Source organism: Arthrobacter sp. ASL1 (assembly GCF_056680475.1).
Map to the genome: position 1 here is coordinate 2,734,329 of NZ_CM155284.1, position 14,768 is coordinate 2,749,096.

Annotated in this window: 15 protein-coding genes; 10 read left to right on the plus strand and 5 right to left on the minus strand. The window is 67.8% G+C overall.

Annotated features, from left to right (window positions below):
• Positions 1-8: 8 nt before the first annotated feature.
• The 5 genes from AC1MEQ_RS12935 to AC1MEQ_RS12955 all read right to left on the minus strand — a co-directional run bounded on the left by AC1MEQ_RS12935 (position 9) and on the right by AC1MEQ_RS12955 (position 4,704).
• Complete coding sequence (locus AC1MEQ_RS12935) at positions 9-1,406, minus strand: lyase family protein (protein WP_479791202.1); 1,398 nt, start codon at positions 1,404-1,406, stop codon at positions 9-11.
• Positions 1,407-1,433: 27 nt separating this feature from the next.
• A complete protein-coding gene (gene pcaG / locus AC1MEQ_RS12940) occupies positions 1,434-2,009 on the minus strand; it encodes a protocatechuate 3,4-dioxygenase subunit alpha (protein ID WP_479791204.1) in 576 nt (191 codons plus the stop codon).
• Entirely contained in the window at positions 2,010-2,843 is an 834-nt protein-coding gene (gene pcaH / locus AC1MEQ_RS12945; RefSeq protein ID WP_479791206.1) for a protocatechuate 3,4-dioxygenase subunit beta, read from the minus strand.
• A gap of 63 nt (positions 2,844-2,906) precedes the next feature.
• On the minus strand, positions 2,907-4,106 hold the full coding sequence (locus AC1MEQ_RS12950) for a 4-hydroxybenzoate 3-monooxygenase (RefSeq protein WP_479791208.1): 1,200 nt from the start codon (positions 4,104-4,106) through the stop codon (positions 2,907-2,909).
• A 127-nt stretch (positions 4,107-4,233) separates the two neighbouring features.
• Positions 4,234-4,704: a MarR family winged helix-turn-helix transcriptional regulator gene (locus AC1MEQ_RS12955; RefSeq protein WP_479791209.1), complete on the minus strand. Its 471-nt coding sequence runs from the start codon at positions 4,702-4,704 to the stop codon at positions 4,234-4,236.
• A gap of 140 nt (positions 4,705-4,844) precedes the next feature.
• On the opposite strand from AC1MEQ_RS12955, the gene AC1MEQ_RS12960 reads away from it, so the two are divergent.
• The 10 genes from AC1MEQ_RS12960 to AC1MEQ_RS13005 all read left to right on the plus strand — a co-directional run bounded on the left by AC1MEQ_RS12960 (position 4,845) and on the right by AC1MEQ_RS13005 (position 14,768).
• Positions 4,845-5,774, plus strand: a complete 930-nt coding sequence (locus tag AC1MEQ_RS12960) for an SDR family NAD(P)-dependent oxidoreductase (RefSeq protein WP_479791210.1) — start codon at positions 4,845-4,847, stop codon at positions 5,772-5,774.
• A 7-nt stretch (positions 5,775-5,781) separates the two neighbouring features.
• Positions 5,782-6,672 carry an amidohydrolase family protein gene (locus AC1MEQ_RS12965; protein ID WP_479791211.1) on the plus strand — a complete coding sequence of 297 codons (891 nt, stop codon included), beginning with the start codon at positions 5,782-5,784 and terminating at the stop codon, positions 6,670-6,672.
• Complete coding sequence (locus tag AC1MEQ_RS12970; protein ID WP_479791213.1) at positions 6,669-7,865, plus strand: acyl-CoA dehydrogenase family protein; 1,197 nt, start codon at positions 6,669-6,671, stop codon at positions 7,863-7,865. The genes AC1MEQ_RS12965 and AC1MEQ_RS12970 overlap by 4 nt, the downstream gene beginning before the upstream one ends.
• 86 nt (positions 7,866-7,951) lie before the next feature.
• Positions 7,952-8,407 (plus strand): MaoC family dehydratase, encoded by a 456-nt coding sequence (locus AC1MEQ_RS12975; RefSeq protein ID WP_479791215.1) that lies wholly within the window; start codon positions 7,952-7,954, stop codon positions 8,405-8,407.
• A 240-nt stretch (positions 8,408-8,647) separates the two neighbouring features.
• Entirely contained in the window at positions 8,648-9,634 is a 987-nt protein-coding gene (locus AC1MEQ_RS12980) for an ABC transporter substrate-binding protein (RefSeq protein WP_479791217.1), read from the plus strand.
• Between the two features lie 59 nt (positions 9,635-9,693).
• Complete coding sequence (locus AC1MEQ_RS12985) at positions 9,694-11,232, plus strand: acyl-CoA synthetase (RefSeq protein ID WP_479791219.1); 1,539 nt, start codon at positions 9,694-9,696, stop codon at positions 11,230-11,232.
• 69 nt (positions 11,233-11,301) lie between these two features.
• Positions 11,302-12,276, plus strand: a complete 975-nt coding sequence (locus tag AC1MEQ_RS12990) for an ABC transporter substrate-binding protein (protein ID WP_479791221.1) — start codon at positions 11,302-11,304, stop codon at positions 12,274-12,276.
• 50 nt (positions 12,277-12,326) lie between these two features.
• Complete coding sequence (locus tag AC1MEQ_RS12995) at positions 12,327-13,109, plus strand: ABC transporter permease (RefSeq protein ID WP_479796131.1); 783 nt, start codon at positions 12,327-12,329, stop codon at positions 13,107-13,109.
• Positions 13,106-13,879 carry an ABC transporter permease gene (locus AC1MEQ_RS13000; protein ID WP_479791223.1) on the plus strand — a complete coding sequence of 258 codons (774 nt, stop codon included), beginning with the start codon at positions 13,106-13,108 and terminating at the stop codon, positions 13,877-13,879. The genes AC1MEQ_RS12995 and AC1MEQ_RS13000 overlap by 4 nt, the downstream gene beginning before the upstream one ends.
• A complete protein-coding gene (locus AC1MEQ_RS13005) occupies positions 13,869-14,768 on the plus strand; it encodes an ABC transporter ATP-binding protein (RefSeq protein ID WP_479791225.1) in 900 nt (299 codons plus the stop codon). The genes AC1MEQ_RS13000 and AC1MEQ_RS13005 overlap by 11 nt, the downstream gene beginning before the upstream one ends.

Consider the following 14,768-nt stretch of genomic DNA (forward strand, 5'->3'; position numbering starts at 1 on the left):
GGGTGTGGTCAGCCGGCGTCAGTGGACCACACCGCGTGGTCGGCCAGGATCCGGTCGATGAACGTCCCCGCCTGGCCAAGGTACCCGGCGGGGTCGAAGAGGGCGTCGAAGTCCGCATCGGACAGGGCAGCCACGGGGACGGCGTCGCGCAGCAGCGGCCGCAGCTGGGGGCCCCCGGACAGCGACCGGGTGATCAGCTCCTGCAGCGCCGACTTGCCGCCCTCGGCCAGCGGGGCCAGCCGGGCGGTGATGCGTTCGCTGAGCAGCAGGTCCCCGGTCAGTGCCGCGTTGGCGGCCATGGCCTCGGGGTGCACGTCCAGCCCACTGGCCAGTTCGGCCAGCTTGGCGGTGGCCCCGCCGGCCAGGCGCAGCAGGGAACGCAGGGCGGCCCATTCGCTGTGCCAGGCCCCATCGGGGCGTTCGTCGACGGCCGTGCCGGCGGCCAGGAAGAGCTGGGCTGCCTGTCGGGGGGCGGAGAGTGCCGCCTGGCGGATGAGGACGGAGAGCACGGGGTTCTGCTTCTGCGGCATGGCCGAGGAGCCGCCGCGCCCCGGGACACGCGGCTCGGAGACCTCGGCGATCTCCGGGCGGGAGAACGTCAGCACGTCGGCGGCCATGGTCCCGGCAGCGGCCACCGTGTCCGCGAGGGCGGCCCCCAGCCCGGTGATCGGCATCCGGTTGGTGTGCCAGGGGGTGCCCGGATCCACCAGGCCCAGCCGGGCGGCGAGGGCGGTGACGAGCTCGGTCAGGGGGGCGCCGTCGTCGTGCTCCGCTTCCAGCGAATCGGTGAGCGAGGCGAGCGTGCCGACGGCACCGCCCCATTGCAGCGGCAGGCCGGACAGGACGGCATCGAGCCGTCGGCCGGCGGCCACGAGGCCGGAGAGCCAGTTGGCCGCGCGCAGCCCGAACGTGGTGGGCAGGGCGTGTTGGGTCAGCGAGCGGGCGACGCAGATGGTGTCGCGGTGGGTTTCGGCCAGCCGGGCGAGTCCGGCGGCGGCGGTCGCCAGGTCGGCGCGGATCGTGGCGCCGGTGCGGGAGGCGACGAGCATCAGTGCGGTGTCGACGATGTCCTGGCTGGTGGCCCCGCGGTGCACGAAGGCGGCGGCACCGGTGGCGTCGTTGGCCCGCAGTTCCGCGCGCAGGTCGGCGAGCAGAGGGATCAGCGGGTTGCCACCGCCGGCCGAGCGCCGTGCTATGTCCGCGAGGTCATACAGCGACGCATCCGCCGCCGCATCGACGGCGTCGGCCGCCTCGGCCGGGCAGTGACCCGCATCGGCGAGGACGCCCACCCAGGCGGCCTCGACGTCGAGCAGCGCCTGGGCCACCGCCGTGTCCGAGGTCGACGCGGCCACGGGGGTGCCGGCCCAGGCGGGGTCCAGCAGGCCGAAATCGGCGTCGGTCATCATGCCCTTCAAGCTAGCAGGTCCACCGGTTCAGGACCGCGGGTAGGACAGGAACGCCGTCTCGGATTCGCCCTGCAGATGGACGTCGAAGCGCAGCGCACCGTCGGCCTCGCGGGTGGCGATCAGCGTGGCCCGGTCAGCCGCGTCCAGCGAGGCCAGCAGCGGGTCGGCTGCCAGTGCCGCGGTGTCCTCGGGCAGGTAGATGCGCGTGAACAACCGGTTGAGCAGGCCCCGGGCGAACACCGTGAGCATGATGAACGGTGCCTTGCCCTCCCCGGTCGCCCCGGGGTTGAGGGTGGTGAAGGTGTAGTTGCCCTCGTTGTCCACCGCGGTGCGGCCGAAACCGGTGAAGGTGTAGCCGTCGCGGACCAGCGATCCGGCCTGCTGGACGACGTTGCCGGCCTCGTCGGCCTGCCAGATCTCCAACAGGGCATCCGGGATCACGGTGCCATCGCCGTCGTACACCGTGCCATGCAGGCGCACGGCGCCGGCGCGGGAGGGATGGACCAGTTCGTTGTCGCGCGCATAGGGCAATGCGTAGCCGTAGAACGGGCCGATCGTCTGGCCCGGGGTGGCGGTGAGCTTGACCTGCGGTGCCGGTGCCATCTAGTGGTCCCCCTCTTCGTTTTCCATCCAGGTGCGGTTGCTGCCGGTCAGCACGATGTCCCAGCGGTAGCCGGTGGCCCATTCGTGGCTGGTGACCGAATGGTCGTAGGTGGCCACGAGCGCGTCGCGGGCCGTCTGGTCGGTGATCGACTGGTAGATCGGGTCCAGCCCGAACAGCGGGTCGCCCGGGAAGTACATCTGGGTGATCATCCGCTGGGTGAAGTCGGTGCCGAAGAGCGAGAAGTGGATGTGGGCCGGGCGCCAGGCGTTGTGGTGGTTCTTCCACGGGTAGGGGGCCGGTTTGATGGTGGTGAACGTGTATTCCCCGTTGTCCCCGGTCAGGGCGCGGCCGACGCCGGTGAAGTTCGGGTCGATCGGCGCCGGGTGCTGGTCCCGCTTGTGGATGTAGCGTCCGGCGGCGTTGGCCTGCCAGATCTCCACGAGCTGGTTGCGCACCGGATGCCCATCACCGTCGAGCACGCGGCCGGTGACCACGATGCGCTCGCCGATGGGCTCGCCGTTGTGCTGGATGGTCAGGTCCGACTCCAGCGCGTGCACGTCCCGCTGTCCGAACGCCGGGCTGTACAGCTCGATCGTCTCCGGGTCCGCGTGGTGCAGTGACTTGGTGGGGTGGCGCAGCAGCGAGCTGCGGTACGGGGCGAAGTCGATCCGCGGCTGCGTCTCGGGGGCGCCGCCGGCCTCGACCGAGGCGCGGTAGGCGTCGTGGATGCCGGCGATCTCGGCGCTGATCGCCTCCTGGGTGGCCGTGCTGGCGGCGGGGTCCAGCACGTGGCTGTCGTTGAACGATTCGGCGCCGCTGGTGGTGGTGGTCATCGAGTCTGCTCCTTCCGGAGGTGGTGGGTGGTGGTCGTGATGGAGGACGACGGCGGCGCGATGCTAGGCATGTGGCCAGCCGGTGTACGACTCGGCAAGGTACTGCTGGCCGAAGCGCGACGACGTGACGGTCTCCAGCTCGCCGAGGGCGCGCTTGAGCAGGAACGGGTTGGCGTCCGGTGGGGTGTGCAGCATGGAGGTCATCCAGTAGGAGAAGTTCTGCGCCTTCCACACCCGCTTCAGCGCCAGGTCCGAATATCCCTCGAGCAGGGCGTCGGAGCCGGTGGCGTAGAACGAGTCGATGGCCTCGAAGAGGATCTTCACGTCCGCCAGTGCCAGGTTCAGCCCCTTGGCGCCCGTCGGCGGGACGGTGTGTCCGGCGTCGCCGGCCAGGAACAGGCGGCCGTGGCTGAGCGGTTCGCGGACGAAGGAACGGAAGCCCAGGACTGACTTGTCGAAGATCGGGCCGGTCTTCAGCTCGAAGCCGTCGGGCCCGTCGATGCGGCGCTGGAGTTCGGACCAGATCCGGTCATCGCTCCAGGCGTTGACGTCCTCGCCCGGGTCGCACTGGAAGTACATGCGCTGGACGGTCTCGCTGCGCTGGCTGATCAAGGCGAAGCCGTGCGGGGAGTTGGCGTAGATCAGTTCGGGGGAGCTCTTGGGTGCCTCGGTGAGGATGCCGAACCAGGCGAAGGGGTATTCGACCTTGAAGTCCTGGTGGCCGGGGACCTCGACGTTGCGGCGGCTGTAGCTGCGCGAGCCATCGGCGCCGACGAGGATGTCGCACACCACCTCGGTGGCAACGCCGTCGGCGTCGGTGAACGTGAAGGAGGGCTGCTCCGATTCGACGTCGGAGATTCCGGTGACCTCGCAGGAGAAGCGCACGTCGCCGCCGTCGCGCTGGCGGGCGGCGGCCAGGTCGACGAAGACCTCGTTCTGGGCATAGAGGGTGACGGTGGCGTCCACGAGGTCGCGGAAATCCAGCGGATGTGATTCGCCCTTGAAGCGCAGGTCGATCCCCGCGTGTTCGTCGCCGTCGGTCAGGACCCGGCCGTCGACGCCCGAATCGGTGAGCAGCTGCACGGAGCCGGCCTCGAGGATGCCCGCGCGGTGGGTGTGGCGGATCGTCTCGTGGTCACGCGATTCGACGACGATGTTCTCGATGCCCGACTGGGCCAGCAGGTGGGAGAGCAGCAGGCCCGCGGGACCGCCGCCGATGATGCCGACGCGGGTTCGCAGGATGGCGGGGGAAGCGGAGGGCATGCGTGCTCCTTTGCAAGGCGATGATCCGGGAGGGCCCGTGAGCGGGCCGGGGCCAGTGGGGTTGGATCCAGTCTGCGCTGTCGCGCAGCTCACATGCCAAGGGTGTCCCATTGATTGGGAATCATCGTCAGTGCGCGGCGAAGGCCGCCTTGTTGAGCAGCGCGAGGAACTCCCTTTTCTCCCCGGCGTCCAGTCCCCGGAGCGAGCGCGCCTCGGCCTGGCTGGTCATGGTCCGGGCGCGCGCATAGAGCTCCGTGCCGGAGTCTGTCGCTTCGATGAGCTTGGAGCGGCGGTCGTGGGGGTCCGGGACGCGCTGGACATGCCCGTCCCGCTCCAGGGTATCGACCAGTGCAACGATCTGGCTCGGGTCCAGCGAGAGGAATTCCGCGAGTTCGCGCTGGGTGGGGCGCAGTCCGCTGCAGGCCAGCGACAGGACGGAATAGGAGCGCACGCGGAGCCCCAGGGGGGCCAGGAGCTCGTTGCCGATGGTCGAGCTCCGCGAGCGGGCGCGCGCGATCAGGAAGCTGGACTCGCCGGCGAGTTCCGAGGCCAGGAAGCGGTCGGTTCCGGTGGTGGGAGGTGCCGCGTGGGTCGTCATGTGTGCTCCAAATGGATCAGTGAGTTAATAAATGGTTGACTTTTTCAAGAATATCAGTTGTCATCTAACCAATACCAGATTCCCATGTGTCCGTCGGCCCGGCAACACGGCCGGCGGGTCCAGAACCGAAGGAGAGCCCCATGTCGCTCACAGGAAAAGTCGCCATCGTCACCGGAAGCGGACGCGGACTCGGGCTGGCCTACGCCCGCGAGCTGGCCCGGCAGGGCGCCTCGGTCGTCGTCAACGACGTCGATGCCGAGGTGGCTGCCGCAGCCGTCGCCGCGATCGAGGCGGATGGTGGGCGCGCCGTTTCCGTCGTGGCACCCGTGGGCAGCTCGGAGGTCGCCGCCCAACTGGTTGCCGGTGCCGTCCAGGCCTTCGGCGGGCTCGACATCCTGGTCACCAACGCCGGGATCCTGCGCGACAAGTCGCTGCTGAAGATGACCGACGAGGACTTCGATGCAGTCATCAACGTCCACCTGCGCGGTACCTTCACGTGCGTTCGCGAAGCGTATGGCTACTTCAAGGGGCATCAGGTCGCCGGGCGCATCATCACCATCGGATCGCCCACGGGCCAGCGCGGCAACTTCGGGCAGTCCAACTATGCGGCAGCCAAGGCCGGCATCGTGGGGATGGTGCGGACCTGGGCGCTGGAAATGCGACGCGCCGGCGTCACTGCCAACGCCGTGGTACCCGTGGCGGCCACCGCCATGACCAAGACGGTCCCGTTCTTCGCCGCGGCCGTGGAGGCCGACGAGAAGGGCGCGGCCATGCCGGACTTCTTCCGCAAGGAACTGGGTTTCGGCACCGCCGACGACGTCGCCGGCCTCGTGGCCTACCTGGCCTCCGACGAGGCGGCCGGGATCAACGGGCAGGTCATCGGTGTCGGTGGCGACCGCCTCCAGCTCTGGAGCCATCCCGAGGCTGTGGCCACCGAATACCATGACGGCGGCTGGGGCTACGAGACCCTGCGCGCCGCCTACCCGTTCGCCGGCCAGGAGCAATCCGTGGGTGAGAGCTTCCCCGAGCTGCCGGCGGAGCTGCAGCCGGCGTCGGCCGACGCCAAGTAGGCCCGCCATGACCCGCTACGAACCGGCCATCGACCTCGGTGCGGTCTCGGCCATCGACATGCACGTCCACCTCGAGGAGGACTCGCACGGCCACCGGGCCATGCCCGAGGACCTGTTCGAGGCCTCGGCTGCCTACTTCAAGTCCGAGGAGCGGACCCCCTCCATCGACCGCATCGCGGAGATCTACCGGGGCGCCGGAATGGCCGCCGTGGTGTTCACCGTCGACGCGCGCACCGCCCTGGGGCACACGCCGAATTCCATCGATGACCTGGTCGCCGGCTGCGCCCGCCACAACGACGTGCTCATCCCGTTCGGTTCCGTCGACCCGCGCACCGGCGGGGAAGCGCTGGTGGAGGCGCGCCGCCAGGCCGGCGAGCTGGGGGTGCGCGGCTTCAAGTTCCACCCCTCGCTGCAGGGCTTCGATCCCAGCGACGGGCAATTCCGTCCGCTGTGGCGGGAGCTGGAGCAGCTGGGCCTGCCGTGCATTTTCCACACCGGCCAGAACGGCATGGGGGCCGGCCTGCCGGGAGGACGCGGCATCAAGTTGCGCTACTCCAATCCGCTGCTGCTCGACGACGTCGCTGCCGAGTTCCCGGGCCTGACCATCATCATGGCGCACCCGTCGGTACCGTGGCAGGACGAAGCGAACTCGATCGCCACCCACAAGGCCAATGTGTACATCGACCTGTCCGGCTGGAGCCCCAAGTACTTCCCGGAATCGCTCGTGAAGCGGGGGAACAACATCCTGTCCGGAAAGCTGCTCTTCGGCACCGATTTCCCGCTGATCACCCCGGAGAAGTGGCTGGCCGCCTTCGCCGAACTGCCGCTGAAGGACGAGGTGCGCCCGGGCATCCTCAAGGGCAACGCGCTGCGGGTCCTTGGATTGGACCGGCCATGAGTGCGGAGACCGCCGCTCCCTTCCACCCGGCAGACGCCTATGGGTTCGCCGAACTGCTCACCGACGCCGAGCGGGCGGCCCTGCTGCGGCTGCGCGGGCTGCTGGACGAGCACGTCCGCCCCGTCCTGGCCGAGAGCTGGGATCGTGGCGAATTCCCCACCGCCATCGAGGCCCCCCTGGCCGAGGCTCGGCTGATGGACCCCGTGGAGGTGGCCGACGCCGGGCAGCAGCCCAGTGCGCTCTACGCAGGCTTCCGAACCTTTGAGCTGGCTCGCGCCGACGCATCGGTGCTGACCTGGTACAACGCCCAAGCCGGGCTGTTCCGCACCACGGTCGCCTACGGCGCTGCTGCCGACCGGGCCGCCGAACTCGATGCCCGGATCCGTGACTTCTCCTGGCGGGGCGTCTTCGCGCTCACCGAACCCGAGCACGGTTCCGACATTGCCGGCGGACTGGCCACCAGCGCGCGCCGGGACCCCGCCACCGGGCAGTGGACCATCGACGGCGCCAAGCGCTGGATCGGCGGAGCGGGGCAGGCCGATGTCCTGGCCGTCTTCGCCCGCGACATCGACGACGGGCAGGTCAAGTGCTTCATCGTGCCCGTGGATTCCCCCGGTGTCGCGCTCGAGGCCATCCGGGGTAAGGCCAGCCTGCGCATCATGCAGAACTTCGACATCCACCTCGACGGCGTCGTGGTCGAGGACTCCGCCCGTCTGCCGAACATCAACTCCTGGGCCGACGTCGCCGCCTGCCTGCGCCGGATGCGCGCGGATGTGGCCTGGAGCGCCGCAGGAGCCGCGGCCGGGGCCTACGAGGCTGCGGTCGACTACGTCTGCCGGCGCGAACAGTTCGGCCGGCCACTGGCCCGGTTCGCCCTCATCCAGGAAAAGCTCGCGCACATGCTCGGCAACGTCACAGCCAGCCTCGGCATGGTCGTGCGCCTGAGCCAGCGCCAGGCCGCGGGGATCTACCGGGACGAGGACTCATCCCTTGCCAAGATGCACACAGCGCGCACCCTGCGCGAGACGACGGCGTTGGCCCGCGAGGTCGCCGGTGGCAACGGCATCCTCCTCGCCAACGACGTGGCCCGCTTCCACGCGGACGCCGAGGCCATCTATTCCTACGAGGGAACGCACGAGATCAACGCCCTCGTGGTCGGCCGGTCCATCACCGGCCACTCGGCGTTCCACTAGCGAACGCCGGCACCGGTGGAACCATCGCGGACCCCGCCACGGCGCCACGACATCAAACACCACATCACCCACCAAGGAGAACCACCATGGGACAGACCACCATCGGCTACGACGAGCTCGCCGACGCGGCCGGCACGGACCTCGGCTATAGCGAGTACCGCACCGTGACCCAGGACCAGGTGAACACGTTTGCCGACGCCACTGATGACCACCAGTGGATCCATACGGATCCCGAGAAGGCCAAGGGCGGCCCCTTCGGTGGCCCGATTGCGCACGGGTACCTTACGCTCAGTCTGCAGATCGCTTTTTGGGCCGAGCTCTTCGATGTCACCGGCGTCAGCACCAAGGTCAATTACGGATTGGAAAAGGTCCGCTTCCCCGCTCCCGTTCCCGTCGGCTCCCGTGTCCGGATGAAGGCGGCCATCGCCGAGGTCGATGAGGTCAAGGGCGGCTACCAGATCGCCGTAGACCAGGTCGTAGAGGTCGAGGGCGCCACCAAGCCCTCGGTGGTTTCGCGGGGGATTTACCGCTTCTACGCCTGAGACGGCGCCCGGAGCGGTCATTGGGCGGCAACAGGGGGCGGCCGCGTCCGCGGGTGTCGGGGCGGTTGGCGTCCAGCAACCGTTGACACGGTTTCGCAGCGAAACCCCGGTCACAATCCGGTCTTAACTATTGATTATCTCAACGATTGTATCTACGTTGTAAATCATGTGGTGCCGGTCACATGAGATAGCGGTATCGGAAGTGGGTGCAGAAGCCCGAACAGCACAAGGAGCACAAACATGAAAAAGCAACTCGGTACCGTCCTTGCCGGAGCGGCCGTCGTGGCGCTTGCGCTCACAGGGTGCGGCCAAGGGTCGCCGTCCGGCTCGGCCGCCGGGGCGGACTCGTCCTCCGGCGGGGCCCTCAAGAAGGTTTCGGTCGGCGTGCTGACCATCGCCCCATCCGCGGCGGTGCAGTACGGCATTGACGAGGGGATCTTCGAAAAGCACGGGCTGGACATCGAATTCCAGACCGGCCAGGGCGGTGCCGCGATGCTGCCGGCCGTCTCCACCGGCACCATGAACTTCGCCATCGGCAACCCGCTCTCGGTGCTGGTCTCCGTGGACAAGGGCCTGGACATGAAGATCGTCTCGGGCTACTCCAACTCGAAGGCCGAGGGAGATGACATCACCGGCGTCGTCGTGAAGAAGGATTCGGGCATCGAGTCCTGGAAGGACCTGGCCGGCAAGACGGTCTCGGTGAACGCCGTGAACACGCAGGGCGACCTGACCATCATGGAGGCGGCCAGCCGCGACGGAGCGGACCCGAAGGCCATCAAGTTCTCCGAGGTGGCATTCCCGGACGCCGCCGCACAGCTGGACCGAGGCAACATCGACGCGGCCTGGATGGCCGAGCCGTTCGTGGCCAAGGCGCTAGCCGATCCGGGGAACAAGCTGCTGGGCTACAACTACCAGGACGTCATCCCGGGCCTGCCCACGATGGTCGCCTTCACCTCCGGCAAGTTCGCGCAGGAGAACCCGGAGACGGTCACGGAGTTCAAGGATGCCCTGGCCGAGACCTTGGGCGCGGCGGAGGCTGACCCCAAGGGGCTCAAGGACACCGTGGGCACCTTCCTGAAGATGGATGCCGCCGTGGCGCAGAAAATCAACATGGAACAGTTCTCGCCGGAGCTGCGCACGGAGCAGATGACTGACATGGGCGAGCTGATGCTCAAGTACGGCTTCGTCTCAAAGGCGCCGGACGTCGACTCGGTCCTCGTCAAGTAACACCCCTCAAGAAACGGCCACCCCCAGCAGGCGCTGGAAGGACGAAGGAAGTGCACGGAATGAACGCGGGAATCGGTCCTTGGATCCATAAGCGTCGAGTTAAGTCGGGCGGCAAGCCAGCCATCATCAATGGCGCCGACAGCCTCGACTACGAGACGCTGGCCGGGCGGATTGACCGCCTGGCCACGGTGCTGGTGCGCCACGGCGTCGGCCCCGGGGACCGTGTGGCCTATCTCGGAGGCAACCACCCCGCCTTCCTGGAAACGCTGTTTGCCTGCGGCCTGCTCGGGGCGGTCTTCGTCCCGCTGAACACCCGGCTGGCACCTGGTGAGCTCACCTATCAGCTCACCGACTCGGGAAGCCGGCTGCTCATCCACGAAGCCAAGCTGGCAGGTCTGGCCGACGAGGCGATCCGGGGAACCGCCGTCGAGGGACGCTTGGCCGTCGGCGGCCAGGCCGCCGAGGCAGGAGGATACGAGGAGGCCATTACCAGTGCCGAGCCGACGGTGGCAGATGTCCCGGTGTCGCTGGATGACCCGGCCCTCATTCTCTACACCTCGGGCACGACCGGACGGCCCAAGGGCGCCGTGCTGAGCCACGGCAACATGACCTGGAACAGCATCAACGTGATCGTCGACTTCGACGTGCCCGCTACCGAGGTCGCCCTGCTGATCGCCCCGATGTTCCACGTGGCATCACTTGGCATGGGCGCCCTGCCGACCCTGCTCAAGGGAGGGACCCTGGTGCTTCAGGACCGCTTCGAACCCGGCGAGGTGCTGGCGGCCATCGAACGCCACCGGATCACCAGCCTCTCGGGAGTGCCCACCACCTTCCAGCTGCTGGCCGAGCACCCCAGCTTCCCATCGACCGACATCTCCTCCCTGGTCAAGATCACCTGCGGCGGCTCCGCGGTGCCCTCCCGCGTCTCCGACGCCTACGAGGCCCGCGGGCTCTCCTTCTCCAACGGCTACGGCATGACCGAGACCGCGCCCGGCGCGACGGCGTTGTTGGCCGAGCACTCCCGTGCCAAGGTCGGATCCTCGGGACTGCCGCACTTCTTCACGGACGTGCGCATCGTCGAACCCGGGGGCGGCATCGCCCCGGCCGGGACGGACGGCGAGATCCAAATCTGCGGACCCAATGTCATCTCGGGGTATTGGGGCCTCCCCGACGCCAGCTCCCAGACCATCGTCGAGGGAGGGTGGCTGCGATCCGGGGACATCGGACACGTCGATGACGAGGGCTTCCTCTATGTATCCGATCGGCTGAAGGACATGATCATCTCCGGCGGCGAGAACATCTATCCGGCCGAGGTCGAGACCGTCATCATGGAGCTGCCGCAAATCGCCTCGGTCGCCGTCATCGGCATCCCCGACGAGAAATGGGGGGAGGTGCCCAAGGCGGTGATCGAGCTCTTCGAAGGCGCCGCTCTGGACGCCGAGCATGTGCAGGCACACCTCGATGGCCGGCTGGCCCGGTACAAGATCCCCCGCACCGTCGAATTCGTCGGCGAACTCCCACGCACCGCCAGCGGGAAGATCCGCAAGGCAACGCTGCGCAGCCGCGCCACCACCACGTCCGGCTCCGGCCGGGAGTAGACCGTCGGTGAGCCTGGCAGACATCGGGCGCGCCGAGACGACCATCACCTTTGAGGGAAGGGAAACACCATGAAAAATATCCTGAAGGCGGCGGGAGCCGCCACCGCGGTCCTGCTTCTGGCCGCCTGCGGATCCGGCTCGCCCAGCGGTGGGGCCGACGATGCCGCAGCGACTGGCAACGCGGGGCTGACCCAGGTCGCCGTCGGGGTCATCCCGATCGTGGACACCGCGCCGATCTGGCTCGGCGACAAGGAGGGCTTCTTCGCCGACGAGGGACTGGACCTGGACATCCAGACCGCCAGCGGCGGTGCGGCCATCATCCCGGGCGTACAGTCCGGTAGCTACGACTTCGCTTTCTCCAACCTCGTCTCGCTCATGGTCGCGAACGACAAGGGCCTGGACATGAAGGTCGTGGCCAACGGGAACAGCACCACCGGGACCGACCACGACTTCGGTGCCGTCGTCGTCTCCGGGGATTCGGGCATCAAGTCGCCGAAAGACCTCGCGGGCAAGAAAGTCTCCGTCAACAACCTCTCCAACATCGGCGACACGACCATCAAGACGGTCGTCGAAGAGGACGGTGGGGACCCGGAATCCATCAACTTCGTCGAGGTCGGGTTCCCTGATGCCCCCGCCGCCCTGGACAACGGGGTCGTCGACGCCGCCTGGATCCTCGACCCGTTCCTGACCCAGTCCGTGGACGACGGGGCACGGGTCATCAGCAACAACTTCTCCGACTTCGACCCGAACCTGGACATCGCCGCCTACTTCACCAGCCAGGCGACCATGGACAAGGACCCGGAACTTGCCGAGAAGTTCCAACGCGCGATGAATAAGTCCCTGGAGTTCGCCGAGGAGAACCCGGACAAGGTCCGTGACATCGTCGGCACGTACACCAAGATCGATGCCGAGACCCGCAAGGGCCTGATCCTGCCGAAGTTCCGCGTCGAGATGGACCGCGACGCCGCACAGAAGCTCGGCGACGCGGCCGTGAAGTACGGGACTCTCTCCAAGGCACCTGACCTGGATGCGCTGCTGCCATGACGGTAGTGCTCGACTCGACTAAGGTGCCGGGGCCGGCTCGGCCGGCGCGGATGCGTCGTAAGGTGCTGCCGGGCTGGGTGCTCGGGTTGGCCGGTGTCATCGTCTTCCTCGGGGTCTGGGAGTTGCTGCCGGTCGTGGGCGTTGTCCAGGCGAAGTACCTGCCCCCTGCTTCCGAGGTGATCATCGCGCTGGTCGGGGACTTCGGGCTGACGGCCTTCTGGGTCTCGGTCGGGGACACCTTGCTGGCCTGGGCGCTCGGCCTGGCGATGGCCACGATCGTGGCTCTGGTGTTGGGGATGCTCATCGGCAGCTCCGGATTCCTGCGCCGGTTCACGAACTCGACTATCGAGTTCCTGCGCCCGATCCCCTCGGTGGCGCTGATCCCGCTGGCGGTCCTGCTCTACGGGGTGAAGCTCGAGTCCTCGCTGTTGCTGATCGTCTATGCCTGCTTCTGGCAGGTGTTGATCCAGGTCCTCTACGGGGTCGCCGATGTGGACAACGTGGCCATGCAGACCGCGAAGTCCTACGGGTTCTCGGGCTGGCAGCGGATCAAGGACGTCGTGTTCCCCACGGTGTTGCCCTACCTGATGACCGGTATCCGCCTGGGGGCGGCCGTCGCGTTGATCCTGGCGATCACCGCCGAACTGATCATCGGTTCCCCGGGGCTGGGGCGGGAGATCGCCCTGGCGCAATCCGGCGGCGCGATCTCCGGGATGTATGCGCTGATCCTGGCCACCGGCCTGCTGGGCATGCTGATAAATGTCGGCATGCGCGCCATCGAACGGCGGATCCTGGGATGGCACCCCTCGGTCCGTGGGGAGGCGATCGCATGAGGACCCTGAAATCCGCTGGATACCTCATCGCGCTGCCGGTCCTGCTGCTCGCCCTGTGGTGGGTGGGCACCTCCGGGGAGCCCAACTTCTTCGTGCCCACCCCCGCACAGTTGGTGGACACCTTCGGCCCCACGTGGTTCGAGGGCAGGATCGGCACCGATGTCATCCCCAGCATCGGCCGGCTGGTCATCGGAGTCCTATTGGCCATCGTCCTGGGCGTGGTGGTGGGGCTGCTGGTGGGGTTGAACCGGACGCTACGGGCGGTGACCGAACCGGTCTTCGAGTTCTTCCGGGCGCTGCCCCCACCGGTGCTGATCCCGGTGCTGATGCTGTTGATCGGGGTCAACGACTCGATGAAGGTCGCGGTCATCGTCTCCGGCGCGATCTGGCCGGTCCTGCTGAACACGATCGAGGGTGTGCGTTCGATCGATCCGGTGCAGAATGAGACCTCCCGCTCGTACGGGATCTCCGGATTCGCGCGCATCCGCTACCAGGTGCTGCCCTCGGCAACACCGATCATCATGGCCGGGATCCGCCAGTGCCTGTCCATCGGGTTGATCCTGATGGTCATCTCCGAGATGTTCGCCTCCTCATCCGGGCTCGGGTTCACGATCGTGCAGTTCCAGCGGTCCTTTGCCATCCCGCAGATGTGGTCGGGCATCATCGTGCTCGGTCTGATCGGGGTGGCCATGTCATTCATCTTCCAGTGGGCCGAACGGCGCATCCTGCGCTGGTACCACGGTTTGAAAGAGGTAGAAAATGCAGTCTGAAGCACGCAGCCCCGAGGCAACCCCGGATCACCTGGCCCGGCCCGCACGTCCGGCAGGCACACCGGCACCCGCCGGACGGACCCTTCCCGACGGGCAGGCGTTGCTGTCCGTCCGTGGGGTGAAGAAGGTCTACCACACCGACGGCGGCGACATCGAGGCCGTGCGGAACCTGACCTTTGACCTGGCCCGCGGCGAACTCGCCTGCCTGGTCGGTCCCTCCGGCTCCGGGAAGACCACGCTGCTGAAGGTCATCGCCGGGCTCCTGGGCGCCACCGAAGGCCAGGTGACCCTGGACGGACAGGAGATCACCGGGCCGCCGAAGAAGATGGCCGTTGTCTTCCAGGAATACGGGCGTTCGCTCTTCCCCTGGTTGCGCGTGGCCGAGAACGTGGAACTGCCGTTGAAGAACGCCGGCGTGCCCAAGGCCGAACGCAAGGCGCGCGTGAACGAGGCGCTGGAGGCCGTCGGCTTGGACGCCGTGCCGCGTTCGTACCCCTGGCAGCTCTCCGGCGGCATGCAGCAACGCGTGGCCATCGCCCGTGCGGTGGCCTACCAGCCCGAGGTGCTGCTGATGGACGAGCCCTTCGCCGCCGTGGACGCGCAGACCCGGGCGGACCTGGAGGACCTGGTGCGCCGGCTGTGGAAGGACCTGGGCATGACCGTCCTGTTCGTCACGCACGACATCGACGAGTCGATCTATTTGGGTGGCCGAGTGATCGTCCTGTCGTCCTCGCCGACCGTGGTCCAGGAGGACCTGGTCATCGACCTGCCCGATGAACGTGATCAGCTCGAGACCCGGTCCCTGCCGCGGTTCACCGAACTACGCCACCACGTCTACGAGCAGATCCAACTGGCCAAACGCGGTCACCGACCCGATGGCGCCCCGTAG

What these genes read in the sequence shown, in the direction of transcription:
- AC1MEQ_RS12955 (WP_479791209.1), bottom strand. Translation starts at nt 4,704, where the DNA reads ATGACGACCCACGCGGCACCTCCCACCACCGGAACCGACCGCTTCCTG.
- AC1MEQ_RS12950 (WP_479791208.1), bottom strand. Translation starts at nt 4,106, where the DNA reads ATGCCCTCCGCTTCCCCCGCCATCCTGCGAACCCGCGTCGGCATCATC.
- AC1MEQ_RS13000 (WP_479791223.1), top strand. Translation starts at nt 13,106, where the DNA reads ATGAGGACCCTGAAATCCGCTGGATACCTCATCGCGCTGCCGGTCCTG.
- AC1MEQ_RS12960 (WP_479791210.1), top strand. Translation starts at nt 4,845, where the DNA reads ATGTCGCTCACAGGAAAAGTCGCCATCGTCACCGGAAGCGGACGCGGA.
- AC1MEQ_RS12935 (WP_479791202.1), bottom strand. Translation starts at nt 1,406, where the DNA reads ATGATGACCGACGCCGATTTCGGCCTGCTGGACCCCGCCTGGGCCGGC.
- AC1MEQ_RS12965 (WP_479791211.1), top strand. Translation starts at nt 5,782, where the DNA reads ATGACCCGCTACGAACCGGCCATCGACCTCGGTGCGGTCTCGGCCATC.
- AC1MEQ_RS12985 (WP_479791219.1), top strand. Translation starts at nt 9,694, where the DNA reads ATGAACGCGGGAATCGGTCCTTGGATCCATAAGCGTCGAGTTAAGTCG.
- pcaH (WP_479791206.1), bottom strand. Translation starts at nt 2,843, where the DNA reads ATGACCACCACCACCAGCGGCGCCGAATCGTTCAACGACAGCCACGTG.
- AC1MEQ_RS12970 (WP_479791213.1), top strand. Translation starts at nt 6,669, where the DNA reads ATGAGTGCGGAGACCGCCGCTCCCTTCCACCCGGCAGACGCCTATGGG.
- AC1MEQ_RS12990 (WP_479791221.1), top strand. Translation starts at nt 11,302, where the DNA reads ATGAAAAATATCCTGAAGGCGGCGGGAGCCGCCACCGCGGTCCTGCTT.
- AC1MEQ_RS12980 (WP_479791217.1), top strand. Translation starts at nt 8,648, where the DNA reads ATGAAAAAGCAACTCGGTACCGTCCTTGCCGGAGCGGCCGTCGTGGCG.
- AC1MEQ_RS12995 (WP_479796131.1), top strand. Translation starts at nt 12,327, where the DNA reads ATGCGTCGTAAGGTGCTGCCGGGCTGGGTGCTCGGGTTGGCCGGTGTC.
- AC1MEQ_RS12975 (WP_479791215.1), top strand. Translation starts at nt 7,952, where the DNA reads ATGGGACAGACCACCATCGGCTACGACGAGCTCGCCGACGCGGCCGGC.
- AC1MEQ_RS13005 (WP_479791225.1), top strand. Translation starts at nt 13,869, where the DNA reads ATGCAGTCTGAAGCACGCAGCCCCGAGGCAACCCCGGATCACCTGGCC.
- pcaG (WP_479791204.1), bottom strand. Translation starts at nt 2,009, where the DNA reads ATGGCACCGGCACCGCAGGTCAAGCTCACCGCCACCCCGGGCCAGACG.